Annotated in this window: 11 protein-coding genes; all 11 read right to left on the bottom strand. The window is 68.5% G+C overall.

What is annotated here, in order from left to right; translation table 11 throughout:
- Positions 1-1,536, bottom strand: coding sequence for a hypothetical protein (locus tag ACQPZQ_RS28255; protein ID WP_433285651.1), 1,536 nt, complete (start codon positions 1,534-1,536; stop codon positions 1-3).
- Complete coding sequence (locus ACQPZQ_RS28250) at positions 1,533-2,936, bottom strand: 3-oxoacid CoA-transferase (RefSeq protein ID WP_433285649.1); 1,404 nt, start codon at positions 2,934-2,936, stop codon at positions 1,533-1,535. Before ACQPZQ_RS28250 ends, ACQPZQ_RS28255 begins: the two co-directional genes overlap by 4 nt.
- A gap of 107 nt (positions 2,937-3,043) precedes the next feature.
- Positions 3,044-4,621, bottom strand: coding sequence for an ABC transporter substrate-binding protein (locus ACQPZQ_RS28245; protein ID WP_433285647.1), 1,578 nt, complete (start codon positions 4,619-4,621; stop codon positions 3,044-3,046).
- 302 nt (positions 4,622-4,923) lie between these two features.
- Complete coding sequence (locus ACQPZQ_RS28240; protein ID WP_433285645.1) at positions 4,924-6,315, bottom strand: FAD/NAD(P)-binding protein; 1,392 nt, start codon at positions 6,313-6,315, stop codon at positions 4,924-4,926.
- Between the two features lie 370 nt (positions 6,316-6,685).
- A complete protein-coding gene (sbnA, locus tag ACQPZQ_RS28235; protein WP_433285643.1) occupies positions 6,686-7,669 on the bottom strand; it encodes a 2,3-diaminopropionate biosynthesis protein SbnA in 984 nt (327 codons plus the stop codon).
- A 1,817-nt stretch (positions 7,670-9,486) separates the two neighbouring features.
- On the bottom strand, positions 9,487-10,149 hold the full coding sequence (locus tag ACQPZQ_RS28230) for a class I SAM-dependent methyltransferase (protein ID WP_433285641.1): 663 nt from the start codon (positions 10,147-10,149) through the stop codon (positions 9,487-9,489).
- Between the two features lie 210 nt (positions 10,150-10,359).
- The gene (locus ACQPZQ_RS28225) at positions 10,360-11,628 is read right to left on the bottom strand and encodes an MFS transporter (protein ID WP_433285639.1); all 1,269 of its coding nucleotides are present in this window, start codon (positions 11,626-11,628) and stop codon (positions 10,360-10,362) included.
- A gap of 95 nt (positions 11,629-11,723) precedes the next feature.
- Positions 11,724-12,164, bottom strand: a complete 441-nt coding sequence (locus ACQPZQ_RS28220) for a RidA family protein (RefSeq protein WP_433285637.1) — start codon at positions 12,162-12,164, stop codon at positions 11,724-11,726.
- Positions 12,165-12,208: 44 nt separating this feature from the next.
- Positions 12,209-13,087, bottom strand: coding sequence for a fumarylacetoacetate hydrolase family protein (locus tag ACQPZQ_RS28215; RefSeq protein WP_433285635.1), 879 nt, complete (start codon positions 13,085-13,087; stop codon positions 12,209-12,211).
- Positions 13,084-13,755 (bottom strand): cyclase family protein, encoded by a 672-nt coding sequence (locus tag ACQPZQ_RS28210; RefSeq protein WP_433285633.1) that lies wholly within the window; start codon positions 13,753-13,755, stop codon positions 13,084-13,086. The genes ACQPZQ_RS28215 and ACQPZQ_RS28210 overlap by 4 nt, the downstream gene beginning before the upstream one ends.
- Before the next feature lie 112 nt (positions 13,756-13,867).
- Entirely contained in the window at positions 13,868-14,572 is a 705-nt protein-coding gene (locus ACQPZQ_RS28205; RefSeq protein WP_433285631.1) for a GntR family transcriptional regulator, read from the bottom strand.
- Positions 14,573-14,633 lie beyond the last annotated feature (61 nt).

Genomic DNA, 14,633 nt, shown 5'->3' with positions numbered 1-14,633 from the left:
TCAGCTCCCCTGCGTGGTGGCGGCAGCGCCGGCCCGGTTCTGGACGGTGATCGTGTCGCTGCCGCGCTGGACGCGCACGTATCTGATCCCACTGCTCTGTGTGAGCCGCTCGACCAGCGTGATCAGCGGCATCCCGGTGGAGGAGTAGCGCCGCGGCGCCCCCGCGGCGCGCATGGCGTCGATCTCGGAGGTGCCCTGCATGATCACGCGCAGCAGCAGTTCGTCGTCGGACAGACCGGGCGCGCCGATGCTCTGCCGCACGTCATGGAGGGACACGTCCTCGATGGGCCGTTCGTCGAGGATCGCCAGCTCCTGGGCCCTGGGCATGGCGAGGAAGCGGTCCTTGAGGTTCTGGTCCATCCAGGTGTAGCCGGAGTCCTCGCCGTAGCGGCCCGCGGCGAACCGCACCAGCTCGTCGATGACGACGCCGTAGCGCTCACCGGAGGCGACGTTGATCGCCGCCTGCGTGGCGACGTACTGCGAGAACGGCGTGATCATGATGGGGAAACCGAGGTCCTCGCGGACCTGGACACATTCCTCGAGCACCTCGTCGAGCCGGTGGTCCATCCGGATCTCGGCGAGCTGGAACCGCAGGTTGGAGATCACGCCGCCCGGGATCTGGTGGCGGTAGTGGTTGAGGTCGTGGGTCAGGGGCACGCCGACGGGCAGCGCGTCCTGCTTCGCGAACTCCAGCAGCCGTCCCGAGATCGAGGCGAGCAGCTCCTCGTCGACCGTCGGGGTGAAGCCCATGAGCCGTGCGTTGCGGGCGACGTCGAGCACCGACGGCTGCGCCGAGCCGTTGGCCAGCGGTGGGATGCCGCAGTGCAGCGTGCGCACGCCGAGCTTGAGCGCCTCCAGGTACACCAGCGGCGCGAGTCCGGTGGTGCAGTGCGAGTGCAGCTCGACGGGGATGCCGCCCGCCTCCCTGAGCACCACCGGGAGCAGCGTCCGAATCCGGTCGACGGTGAGCAGGCCACCGGCGTCCTTGAGGTAGATGACGTCGGGGCGGTACGCCGCGGCGCGGCGGGCGGTGTCGGCGAAGTGCTCGTCGGTGTGCCGCGGCGAGATCGTGTAGCAGACGGCGATCGCGACCTGGAGTCCCAGCTCGCGTGCCAGCGGCATCATCCTGGGGAACTGCCGTGAGAGCTGGTCGGCGGTGTTGGCCATGAACTGGCCGCGGTTGAGCACCCCGATCTCGGCGAGCCTGCGAGAGAAGAACTCGCCGAGCACCGGGGGAGTGGGCGTGCCGAAGCCGTTGAGGCTGCCGCCCGCACCGCCCATGCACGACTTGGGTGTCCGGGAGATCCTGCGCGCGAGCATGCGCATGGTCTCCCAGGGGTCCTCCTTGAGGTCGCGCACCATCTTCTTGAAGAAGATCGCGTTGGCGGGCACCTCGATCACGTCGAACCCGGCGTTGTCGAGATCGCCTGCGAGGGCCTCCATCATCCCGTGGCGGATCCCCATCGCCCACAGGCTCTGCGACCCGTCACGAAACGTGGTGTCGAGGAATCGGACCTCCTGCGTGGATGCGCTCACCAGGCGTCCTGCATGACACCGACGGAGTCGGCGACATCCACCCGCATGTCGGTGAGTCCGAGCACCTCGTCGACCGTGAAGCCCCTGGCGACCTCATCGAGCCGGAAGCGCCCGCTCGGCATGCGGGTGAACAGCGCGAGATCGGTGGCGACGACGTCGACGCAGCCCGGTGCGGTGACGGGGTACGAGCACTCCTCGACGAGCTTCGGGCGGCCCTTGCTGTCGAGATGTTCGAGGGTGGCGATCACTCTCCTGGCGCCGACCGCGAGGTCCATCGCCCCGCCGATCCCCCCGCCCGGACGGCCCGGCACCGCCCAGTTCGCGAGGTCGCCCTGCCCGCTGACCTGGTACGCGCCGAGCACCACCGCGTCCAGCCTTCCGGACCGGGCGATCTCGAAGGAGGTGACGCTGTCGAAGAACGACGCTCCCGGCTCCAGCGTGATGAAGTTGCCGCCTGCGTCGTGATGGTCGGGATCCCGCTCGCCGTTCGTGACGAACCCGCCGTACTTCAGCACACCGTTCTCGCCGTGCAGGACGACGTTGCGGCCGCCAAGGAAGTTGGCCACCAGGTTGGGCAGCCCCGCGCCCAGGTTGATGATGCTCCCGGGTTCCACGAGCATCGCGACGCGGTGGCCGATCTCCTCGCGGGTCAGGCCCGGCTTGTCCGCGTACAACCGGCCGCTCTGGGCCGAGCGGGCCGCGCGGCGCGGGAGGTTGCCGACGTCGATGTGGATGGTTCCGACGACCACCCTCGTGACGAACACCCCGGGCAGGTCGATGTCCTGCGGGGCGATCTCGCCGACCTCCACGATCTCGTCGACCTCGATGATCGCCACCCGGGCGGCCTTGGCGAAGCTGTCGTTGAAGTTGCGGCTCGCCCCGCGGAACTGCACGTTGCCCATGCGGTCGGCGCGCCAGGCGCGCAACAGGGCGTAGTCGGTGCGGATGCCGTGTTCGAGCAGGTGCGGACGCCCGTCGAAGTCGCGCACCTCCTTCCCCTCGCCGACGAGGGTGCCGGCTCCGGCGGGGGTGAAGAAGGCCGCGATGCCCGCGCCTCCCGCTCGCATCCGCTCCACGAGGGTGCCCTGGGGGACGATCTCGAACTCGAGCTCGCCGGCGAGGATCTGCTCCTCGGAGATGGTGACGGGGCCGGGACGCGACGAGAACGAGGCCACCAGCTTGGCCAGCTGCCCGTTCTCGGCCAGCAGCTGCGCGGTCGGCTGCCCGGGCACCCCGAGCCCGTTGCAGTAGACGGTCAGCCGCCGGGCACCCTGGTCCCGCAACGCCGTGATCAGGCTCGACGGGAAGCGATGCGTGACCCCGAACCCCGCGATGGCGACGCTGGACCCGTCGGGGATGTCGGCGACGGCAGCGGCCGGTGAATCGAAAACCTTGTCCACACTTCTCTCCTGGAATGTCGTTCCGGGCACCTAGTGCCAAGGAAACGAGGTCGTCTTACCCGCCGCCTGGACACCGGATCCGGGCAAGGAACCCCGTTTCCGCGACACTAGGAGGACTTCCAGGTGCCTCCCCAGAACAGCTCGCTGGACAGGTACCGGGACACGCCCTTCACGTTCGGCCTGGCGATCGCGGCCTTCGCCGCTCTGGCCATCCAGGCCACGGCCAGGTCGTCGTTGAGGAGCTCCTGCGCCTTCTGGTAGGCCGCTACCCGCTCCGCCGGGTCGGTGGTGCTCGTGGCCTCGTCGAGCGCGGCGTCGACCTCGGGGTTCGAGTACTTGCCGTAGTTGTTGATCCCGCCCGTGTGGAACTGGTTGTACATGAACGGGTAGGGGTTCTCGTACGGCCCGCTGATCCAGTGCAGCATCTGGAAGTTGCCGCCCTGCACCACCGTGGTGATCACGGTGGCGATGTCGTCGAGCTGCAGCTTCACGTTCAGCCCGACCGCTGCCCACTGTGCCTGCAGGAATGTCGCGAACTGGACGTTGTTGGGCGAGGTGGCGTCCTGGAACGTGAAGTCCGGGTTGCCGCCGGAGGCGCGGTAGTCGGCGATCAGCTGCTTCGCCTTCTCCGGGTCGTAGGTCGGGTAGGAGTCGGCTGCCTTCCGGCTGAAGTACTGGTCGCCCTCGGCGAAGGCGGTGGTCGCCAGGTCGCCGGCGTCGCGGTACTGGGTGGCGTTGAGTGCCCTCGGGTCGATCGCCCGGATCACGGCCTCACGCATGCGCGGGTCGTCGAAAGGCTTCTTGGAGAAGTTGAAGTACAGGAACTCGCCGTCGCCGCCCGGGCCGTAGTACGTCTCGAGGTTCGGGTCCAGCGACGAGCGCTGGGCCTCGGTGAAGAAGCCACCGATGTTGAGGTCGATGTCGCCGTTGGCGACCGACGCGTAGCGCGTCTCGGTGTCGGGGAGCGGCCGGAACTCGATGCCGTCGAGGTAGGGCTTGCCCTTGTCCCAGTAGTTGTCGAACTTCGTGACGACGATCTTGTTGTTCGGGATCCACTCGACGAAGCTGAACGGCCCGGCGCCCACGGGGTGGCGCCCGTAGTCCTCGCCCCACTTCTGCACGGCCGTCGGCGAGGCGATCGTGCCGAGGTTGCCCGAGGAGAACGGCAGCGCGAACGACACGGGGAACGAGCCGGTGGGTCGCTTGAGCACGAACTCGACGGTCAGCGGATCGACGGCCGTCATCGAGTCGATGGGTTCGGTGTAGAGGTGTCCGAGCGCCGTGGCCTTGTCGCGCTGGCGGGCGACGTTGAAGATCACCGCGTCGGCGTCGAGCGGCGTGCCGTCCTGGAAGGTCACTCCCTCGCGCAGCCCGAGCAACCAGGTCTTGCCGTTGTCCGGCGTGGTCATCGACTTGGCCAGGTACGGCTGCGGGTCGCCCTTGCTGTCCATCTTGAGCAGCGAGTCGTAGACCGCCGACGCGATGAGGTTGGACCCGACGGTCGGGTCGAAGGACCGGGCCTCGGTGTACATCCCGACGATGAGGGTTCCCCCGCTGGTCGGGGTGCCCTCGGTGGCGGGGTCACCCCCGAACGGCTGGGACGCGTCCAGTCCGGCGGTGACGGTGTCGGGCCGTTCGCCTGTCTCGCCACACGCGGTGCCTATCAAGGAGAGAGCCAGAAGCACTGCCAGACCGTGCAGTGCACGAACGCGCCTCGTTTGCGATCTCACGGACCACATCACCCCGCTCGAGCTGTCCCATACAACGCCGTAGTGGACCAACCCCGACGAACTCGGCAGCTGCAGCCAGACGGGTGCCCGTGGCCTGGGCAATCAACTGGGGGAGCTACGACTTCGACGCGTTTACCGGCTCGGTGAACCGATCGTGACCATAACAGGCAGCGAGATTGTTCACAATCATGTTGCCAATACATACGAGCGCCGGCCCGAGTCCGATGATCGACCCGGGCCGGCGCGGTACGTGGTCGTCAGGCGGCCTGCGCCGAGACGAGGTGCTGGGCGAGCTGGGCGGCCTGATCCCGGATCTCCGGGACGGCGAGCGACTCCCACAACGCGCCCTTCCTGGGCGGGCCGACGGCGTACATCCCGGCGACGACGGCGCCGGTGTCGTCGAGGAGCCGGCCGCCGGGTGTGCAGGCCAGACCCAAGCCGAGTGGGTCGGGGGCGACGGTGCCGCGGTCGACCAGCCGGCGCAGGAGCGGGTCGACGGTCCGTGTGACGTCGTTCAGCGGGCCGGTGCAGTTGACGACGGCGTCGGCGTCGAGCGCGACACCGTCCAGTCCGACCCGGCAACGGGAGCCGAGATCCTCCACCGACTGGAGGCCGCCGCCGTGCACAGAGAGCCGGCCGGCGGCACGGTAGGAGCGGATCCGGGCCGCAGGCGCAGGAGCCATCCGGTGCCGGCGCACGTCCCAGTCGCGGGAGTGGGCGGCGAGGAACCGGCGGCGCTCGTCGAGGTCGAGGCGAGTCCACATCCACTGGGTGCAGCTCCGCAGGCCGTCGATGACCGCGCGCCAGTTCACGCCCTGGCGTGCGGCGACCTCGATCTGGTTGCCGACCAGCTCGGCGAGCCCGTCCGCCGTCAGCGGTCCCAACGGCGGGATGGGGGAGACCCAGTCGGTCAGGGCCTGCGAGAGGTGCGTGCGCGGCAGTTCACCGTGGCGGCTGACCATCACCACCCGGCGCCGAGGGGTGTCGTCCAGGAGCGTGATCGCGGCATCGACCGCGGTCAGCCCGCTGCCGACGAGCACGACCGTGGCGTCGTCGGGCAACGCGGTGAGCGCGTCGAGGTCCCACGGGTTGCGCACGTGCCACGCGGCGTCCGGGAGCGGCCCGGCCGCGGTGGCCAGCTGCCGGGGTGCCGGGTTGCCGTAGGCGAACACGACCGAGGAGGCGCGCGTGGTGGTGTCCCCGGCGGTGAGCGTGAAGCCGCCCCCGTCGGCGACGACATCCTCCACGCGCTCCGTGACCACCCGCAGCCGACCGTCGTCGAACTGTGAGACCAGGCTCCGCAGGTACTGGCCGAACACCATCCGCGGCACGAAATCGGTCGGCTCCACCGCATAGCCCGCCTGTCGGGCCCACTCCACGAAATGACTCGGCTCCTCGGGGAACGCGCTCATCACCTGAGCCCGCACATTGAGCAGATGTCGCGGATCCGTGGTGCTGTACGCCGCCCCGAGATGGCGCCTGCTCGCCTCGGACTCGAACACCACCACCCGCAGATTCGCGTCGGCTCGCAGCAGGTGCACTGCGGTCAACGTCCCGCTCGCACCTCCGCCGATGACTGCGATGTCTGTCCGGAAATCACCCCGAACGCCGGATTCTGCGTCTCCGACGATCCCCACCGCTCGACTCATGTCGCCCCCTCAGGATCCCGCAACAGCTAATGACCGTACATTACGGTGGGTGCTCTCAATATGTGAACGAGAGGCTGGTCACGGCCTTGTGTTAGCTCCCGCAACAGGGGATTTGACCGTCTGTGGCTCGACCGGACAGACGCCGTCGATGGGCCGGATCGCCGGAGCGCGGCCCGCGGGAGCCGCTGGTGGCCGGGTGTCTCCCCAGTGTGCGTCCGGCCGGAGAACTCGTGCGACGCCCCGAGCGTCGTGGCCTGGGTCTCTTCTGCTGTTCCCGAAACTGCTGGGCCCCGAGAGAGCAGAAACTGCGCAGTCGGGAGTCAATCCCTCACTGCGCAGAAACGGCTTGAATGTGCCGAAAAAGTGCTGGTCAGGCTGCTGGCGGAACAGTGGCCAGCTTGTCGGAGAGCACGTCCTCGCCGTAGAGGTCGTGCACCCAGTTGGTCTGGTAGACGGTGTCGAGGTAGCGCTCGCCCAGGTCGGGGGCGAGGGTCACCGAGGTCAGGTCGGGCGAGCCGTGCTGCTCCAGCCAGCGCACCGCGCCGCTGACGGCCGTGCCGGTGGAGCCGCCGAACAGGAACCCGCGGCGGGCCAGCTTGTGGCACGTCCGGATCGTGTCGGCCTCCTCGACGTGCACGACCTCGTCCACGTACGAGTCGTCGAGCAGCGGGGGACGAACGCTCGTGCCCAGCCCGGGGATCATGCGGCGCGCGGCGGGGGTACCGAAGGTCACCGAGCCGACGCTGTCCACGGCCACGATCCGGACCGACGGGTGGTGCTCCTTGAAGAAGCGCGAGCAGCCCATGAGGGTGCCGGTGGTGCCGGCCCCGATGAACAGCACGTCGAGGTTCGGGAACTGGCGAGCGATGGCCGGCCCCGTCCTACGGTAATGGGACTGCGCGTTGCCCGGGTTGGTGTACTGGTTGAGCCACACGTAACGATCGTCGGACGCGCACATCGCGCGGACGTAATCGATTCGCGCGCCCAGCAAGCCGCCTGAGGGCGACGGCTCGGTAACGATGTGCACCCGGCTGCCCAGCGCCTCCATCAGGCGCCTGGTGGTCAGGTTGCAGCGCGAGTCGGTGACACACAGGAATCCGTAGCCCTTGCTCGCCGCGATCATGCTGAGCGCCACGCCTAGGTTCCCCGACGACGACTCGATCAGCACGGAACCTGGCCTGAGCAGGCCTTTCCGCTCGGCGGCCTCGACCATCTCGGTCGCAGCCTTGAGTTTGATCGAGCCGGCGAAGTTGAAGCCCTCGCACTTCAGGAACAACGACTGCCCGAACATCGAATGGAGGTCGATGTAGAGCTCGTCCTCGTTGAACTCGTGAGGTGCAGAAATGATCGGCATAACGTCCTCCGCGACGCAGAAGCACTGGCGGGGGCCGGTGCGGTGATGGTCTTTTCTCGGTTCGGGATCCTGGTCCCGGCTGGCTTTCTTGCTCGTTCGAAGACTGCCGTCCGCAATGCCCCGGAACCATCGGGGCGCCCCCCGTCCTGGGAGGGAGCCCCCCCAAGTCCACGTGGGGTAGACCCCCGCTCCGGACCCGGCCGTGAGGCCCGGTAACTCCTGGTCAGCGGGCTCAGGGGAGTGCGATCTGCGGCGTGAGCTGGGGTTTCGCAGGGCTCGCCGCCTGATTGCACCGAGGGTTCGGTTCGGCGTCGGCGGTCGAGCGGTGGGGGCCGCCCCGGTACTGCTCAGGGCGGGTATGCGAGGGGCTGCTGGCGCCCGGTGGATCGCCGGTGCTGCCACGGTCGTCCGTCCCCAGCGACGGCCGGCGTCTCGGGCTTCCAGGCTGCGGATGCCGTACCGGGTCAGGACCAGCCCGCTCCTCGACGCCGCCGCAGCGCCGACTCTGGGGAAAGGTCAGCAGCCCGCGGTGGCAGTCACGTGGCGGCAGGAGCTGCCGCAGACCACAGCTTCAAGAGTGGGCAGCTGAGCGCCGCCACCCGCCGAGGAGGCCTGGCCGCAGGGTCGCATCCGGTCTTGATCATCGGTTCGGTACCGGCAGCCGTCCCTGACACGGCTGCCGGCCCCCGTTTGGTGATCAAGTCGTGTCAGCGGAGGGGGCCGCTCGGCGCGGGGGCTGGGTCGCCGGGGCTGTCCGGGCCTTGATCATCAATTCGGGCCTGTCAGCCGTGCCCGGCTCTGCTGCCGACCCCCGTTTGGTGATCAAGGTGCGGCATCGGGGCAGCCTCCCGGCGTGCGGGCCGATCGGCGTCGGCCTGGACTTGATGATCCGGGCCCGGCCGTTGAGCCGTGCTCGGCACAGCTGCTCGTCCCCGTTTGGTGATCAAGCCCGCGGCGTCCGAGGGGCGGCCGCCTGGCGCGGGGGTCGGTCGGGGTTCCGGCTTGATCATCGGGCCACCAGCTGCACTCGGCACGGCTGTTCGCCCGCGTTCGGCGATCGAGATCGGGCAGCCGAGGGGTGGCCACCGGCTGAGACCTGGGCTGCCGGGGCGGCCCGGGCCTTGATCATCGGTTTGGGCCCTGCGGCCGTGGCCGGCCCTGCTGCCGGTCCCCATTTGGTGATCAAGGCGCGGTGTTCGAGTGGCGGGCGCCCGGTAAGGGCCCGATCGGTGCCAGCCCGGCCTTGATCATCGGATTGGGGCGCTCAGCAGCACAGGACACGGTTGCTCGTCCCAGTTTGGTGATCAAGCTGCATCAGCCGAGGGGTAGCCGCCCGGCGCGGGGGCTGGGCCGCCGGGGCCGTCTGGGCTTTGATCATTGGTTTGGGCCCTGCGGCCGTGCCCGGCCCTGCTGCGGGTCCCCGAATGGTGATCAAGCTGTGTCAGCGGAGGGGCCGCCCGGCGTGAGGCTGGGTATCGGGCGGTCCGGGTCTTGATCATCGGTCTTGGCCCGCGGGCCGCGCAGGATACGGCGGTCCGCCCCCGTTTGGTGATCAAGCCGTGTCGGCGGAGAGGTGCCGCCCGGCATGGGGGGCGGGCCGCCGGGGTTCCCCGGGCCTTGATCATCGGTTTGGGCCCGTCAGCCGTGCTCGACCCTGCTACCGACCCCGGTTTGGTGATCAAGGTGCGGCTTGGGGCAGCAGCCCGGCGTGCGGGCCGATCGGTTCCGGCCAGGACTTGATCATTGTCGGGTCTCTCAGCCGAACCCGACACGGCTGTCGTCCCGTTCGCCGATCAAGGTCCGGCGCCGAGGGCCGACTATGCCGTGGCCAGCTGGGCCGTACCCAGCACGTGGGGGGTGGAGGGTTGGGTGAACCGGATGTCCGGGAACCGGAGCCTGCGCAGCTCGGTGACCTCGAACCCGGCCGTGGAGATCGTGCCGACCGGGTCGGTGGCGGTGTGGCAACCGCCCGCGATCCGTGGCCAGAAGGTGGCGTCGACGATCTTCTGCACGGCCCGCAAACCGGGCGTGGGGGCGATGGTGTGCTCGAGGAACCGCAAGCTCCCGTTCGGGCGCAGCACCCGGCGGACCTCGGCCATTGCGGCGGCACGGTCGGGCAGCGAGCACATCACCAGGCATAGCACCACGGCGTCCACGCTGTCGTCCGCCAGCGGTACCTGCTCGGCACGCCCGGGCGTGACGGTCACCGGCACCGGCGCCGTGGCGGCGGCGCCTTCGGCGTGGGTGCGCAGGTAGGGCTCTGGTTCGACCGCGACCACCTCGCTGACGGTGCGCGGGTAGTGAGCGAAGTTCAGGCCGTTTCCGGCACCCAGCTCCACCACGCGCCCGGACAGGCCCGCGAGCAGCTCGGAACGCAGGCCGGACATGCCCTCGGCCTCCATCCGCCGGCTCATTCGCGCGTAGATCCAGCTGAACAGGGGGTGGCGCAGGTCGGACGGCGAGGAGTTCGCAGCGGTCATGGCGTGGGTGTCCTTTCGCGCAGCAGGCCCCGCCGCCGCTGCACGGCGGTGGCCGGGACAGCAGCGACGATGACGAACCGGACCATGAAGAACGATCTCCCTTTCGGCACGGCGATGGCAAGACGTCGTCGGCAACGTTCTCCGACGATTACTCCGTGCCTCGCGCCTTCCGCCGGCGCCCGTCGAAGCTGCTTCAGCGTGGTCCCGGCATCATGAGCCCGCAGCCACCGACGTCCGCGCAGGCAGCACCGTGCTGAATCCCGATGGTTGCAGGAGCAGCGCCAACACGGTCGCGACGGCGGAGCCGAGCACGATCTGGATGAGGGCAGCGGCACCCCAGGACCAGGACTGCGCGAGCGAGCTGAAGAGAAGGCCCGCGAACGCGGCCGGGATGTAGATGCTGGTGACGAAGATCCCCGCTGTGAGTCCCGCGCGGCGGCCCTCGACCGACTTGACCAGGAATCCCGCGAGCAGGACGAACGCGCCTGCACTGAAGGCGATGCCGAACATCAAGGCGAATACGACCTGCCACACCATGTTGCCGGGACCGAGGAACACGGCTGCGCCGGCGACGCCCGTGAGCGCGAAGGATGCGGGCAGCACGATCCGCGGGGAGAGTCGGTCGCCGAGATGTCCGCCGTAGAAGGAGAGCAGCGCGCCGGCACCTGAAATCCCGGCCACCAACCCGGCTTGCGCGGCCGTGTAATGCAGGGCGGTCTGCATGAACGTCCCGTACATGCCCAGGAAGCCGAAGTCGACCAGGCCACCGATCACGGTCATGACGACCAGCAGGACGGTGTTGCGGTTGAGCAGCGTGTCGGCGCCCCCGACGACCCGATGGCTGTTCTGGGCGTGCGCCCGTCGTTCCGTCAGCCACGGCCGCGCGAACACGGCGACGGCCACGGCCACGATGCCGCCCAGCACCGCGAAGACGATCTCCGGCAGGCGCCATTGGCCGGTGCGGGTCAGGAGTGCTCCGCCGAGTGTCGGACCGATCAGCGCGCCGAGGGCGAAACAGATGTTGATCGTGCCGATCGCCATCCCACGTCGTGCCGGGAACGCCGTGGCCGCGATCGCGATCAGAGCGGTGAACTGCATCGACTCGCCGACGCCCGAGAGCACCCGCCACAGGGTCATGTCCCAGAGCCCGAACGAGAGCGTGGTCAGCCCGGTGGCGGCGGAGAAGATCGCTGTTCCGGCGAAGACCGTCCACTTACGGCTCACGCGGTCGATGAGGTATCCGGACGGCAGGCCCAGCACACCGATGCCCAGCGCGAAGATGGTGGACTGCAGCCCGGCCTCCGTCGTGCTGAATCCGTAGTCGTTGCGCACCGCCACCAGGAGCACCGGGAAGACCTGCCGGTCCATGGCGTTCACCAGGTACGCGAGCAGGAGGAGAACGAATATCGCGCCGGCGGCGTAGCTGCGTGCTGCGCCGCCCCGGCCGCTCGTCGTGTCGGATTCGACGGTGTTGCTCACCTCGAACACCTCCTTACGATTCCCTGCGCGATCGACGAGGCGTACCGACGACGAGCTCGTCGCGGGGAAATGTGGGCGCGTGCGGGATGCGGTGGCTAGAAGAGGTCGCGTGTCTCGAGTGGCCCGTCGCCGACCACGGCCGTTGCGTCGATCTCGATGAGCAGGCCCGTGCCCACCAGCGCGTTCACTCCGACATGTGTCCGGGCCGGCCGATGGTCACCGAAGAACTCGACGTAGGCCCGGTTGACCTCGTCCTGCTGGTCCATTCGCGTGTTGTAGATGACGACCTTCACGATGTCGGTGACGGCAGCGTCCGCTGCATCGAGGGCGATACGGAGGTTGTGCAACGCGCGAACGGTCTGGTCGTAGAGCCCGGCCGGTACGCGGAGCTCGTCCTCGTCGTGCGGATGCTTGTGAACGAGGGGAAAGGCCGTCGCCCCGGAGATCTGCACGGTGCGCGGATTCGCGCCGGTGCTGACGGCGATGCTGAACGGCATCTCGTTGGGGTCGGCACCGCCGGTGATGATGGTCGTCATCGCACTCTCCACGGATCGAGGTGGACGGAAGGAGCCGCCCTGCGTCAGGGAACCGGGACCACGGTGTTGGTGAGCGTTCCGATGCCCTCGACCTCGACCTCGACGACGTCACCCGCAGCCAGGTAGCGAGGGGTGTCCATGCCCCAGGCGACGCCGGACGGCGTGCCGGTCGCGATGATGTCTCCGGGCTGCAGCGTGAGCGCCTGGCTGATGTTGCTGACCAGCAAGGGGATCCCGAAGAGCAGGTTGCGCGTGTTGTCGTGCTGCCGTACCTCGCCGTTGACCCGGGTGGTGAGGTCGAGCGCCTCCGGCTCCTTGATCTCGTCGGCGGTGACGATCCACGGCCCGCACGGCGCGTAGCTGTCGGCCGACTTGCCTCGGAACCACTGCAGATGAGCCTGCTGAACATCGCGTGCGGTGACGTCGTTGACGATCGTGTAGCCGAAGATGTGGTCGAAGACGGCGTCCGCCGGGATCGACTTGCCACCGCGGCCGATGACGATCGCGAGCTCGCCCTCGTAGTCGAGCGCCTTGGTGAACTCGGGATCCTGGATGATGTTGCCGCCGTCGCCGACGAGAGCGCTGGCGGGCTTGGTGAACCACACCGGCTGCTCCGGCACGGAGAAGTCGGTGCGACCTTCGGCGCGCGCCCCCTCGGCGACGTGTTCACGGTAGTTCTTGCCGACACACAGCACGTTCTTCGGCGGGTGGGGTATCGGGGCGTGCAACGTCGCCGAAGCGCGCGGCACCGATTCGCCTCGCTCGAGCGCGACGAGCTCGTCGGAGGTGAGCGGCGTGCCGATGACACTGAGCGCGTCGACTGCCGATTCGCGGCCCGGCAGCGTCCGGACGGGAGCCAGGCCGCTCTCGAACACCACGGCGGCCGAGGTGGTGCCCGACCAGCCGATGGTCGCGATTCTCACGAGTCCTCCAGGATGGCGAACAGCCGGGCCGGGGACCCATCGCAGTCGGCGAGCTTGTAGAACGCGGCGTAGATGGTGGCGTCGGTGTTCCTGAGCAGGTGGAGCTGGGTGGCGTGCTCGACGAGGTACACGCCGCCACCGAGCAGGATCCGGTGCACGACGAACTCCTCCGAGGTGAAGTCCGTCTTCCTGGCGCACTCCTCCTCGAAGAAGTCGAAGACGACCGCGGTGGGCTTCTTCGTCAGCAACCATTGCGCGCCGCTCTCGGCGAGGTAGGGCGACTCGGTGTAGTACCGGGGGAAGGTGCCCCACATCCGGTCGGTCCAGCCGGTGGCCAGCACGGCGACATCGCCCTCCCGGATACCGGGGTTGGCCGTCTCGAGGTCGTCCCAGGTGACCGGCTCGCTCGGCTTCTTGTCGAGCTCGAAGAGCGCGACCGGTCCGGACAGGTCCTGCAGAGAGGCGTCGCTCGTGGTCGACCCGTCTTCGTAGCAGTGCAGGGGAGTGTCGATATGCGTGCCCGTGTGGACGCTCGCGTGAATGGAGCTCACCTGCCAGAAGCCCGGCCCTCGGTGGAAACGCTCGATTCCCACTTTGACGTTGGTCGACGGGGGTCCGACTGTTTCGGTGGAGACCTCGACGCTGAGATCGATCATCTTTCCCGGCATGTGGCATCCTTTGCTGTCAGAGTTGGTATACCAAGTGTATCTACTATTTATGAACCGCTGCCCGAAATGGGCGAAGTGCTAGGTTCTCTTCAGGAGCGGCGGCTGGCGGAGTTCAGACGATCGCGCTCGGCGTGGCGTCGTGATGGGCCACATAGACCTCACAGGCTCGCTCGATGTGCCGCCGAGCGATCGCCGCTGCGCCGACAGCGTCGCCCTCGGTGATCAGCCGCACGAGCTCGTCGTGGTGCAGATGAATCTCCGCCACCCACGCGTCGTCGTCGACGATGTTGCTCAGGGCGGAGATGGCGATGCGGCTCCACAGCCGGTCCAATGAGTCCTGGAGGAACGGATTCGCGGACAGAACGCCGATGTACTCGTGGAACTGGTGGTTCACTTCCGAGACGCCCGCCAGATCCCGCTTGGCTGCGCGGTCCTTGATCGCATCCGCGCGTCGACGGAGTTCGGTGAGCTGGGAACGGGTGAGCTCGCCCTCGGCGCAACGAGTGGCCGCCAGCTCGGCGGCGAGTGCCTCCAGCACGGCCCGCACCCGGTAGACGTTGCCCACTTCGGCGGCCGAGATCGTGGCGGCCGCGAGACCGCCGTGGGCGGAGACCGGACCCAGAAGGCCTTCGTTCTGCAGCCGCTTGAGCGCTTCCCGAACCGGTGTTCTGCCCATTCCCAGCTGGTCGCCGAGCTGACGCTCGAACCACACGGCGTCATTGTTGGCGCGGCTGCGCAGGACCAGGCCGTAGATCGCTCGGTAAGCAATATCTGCCTGACTCTCGACCCCTTGGCCGGCCGCCGATCTCGGGCTCATGGCGAGAAGTATACCCAGTGCACCGCGAATATCTTTGCACCGCTTTTGGTGTCGGCGGACG

This window comes from Pseudonocardia sp. CA-142604, assembly GCF_050948475.1.
GTDB lineage: Bacteria > Actinomycetota > Actinomycetes > Mycobacteriales > Pseudonocardiaceae > Pseudonocardia > Pseudonocardia alaniniphila.
Note: the sequence above shows the minus strand (reverse complement) of the source record. Positions and strands in the feature narration are given on the sequence as shown.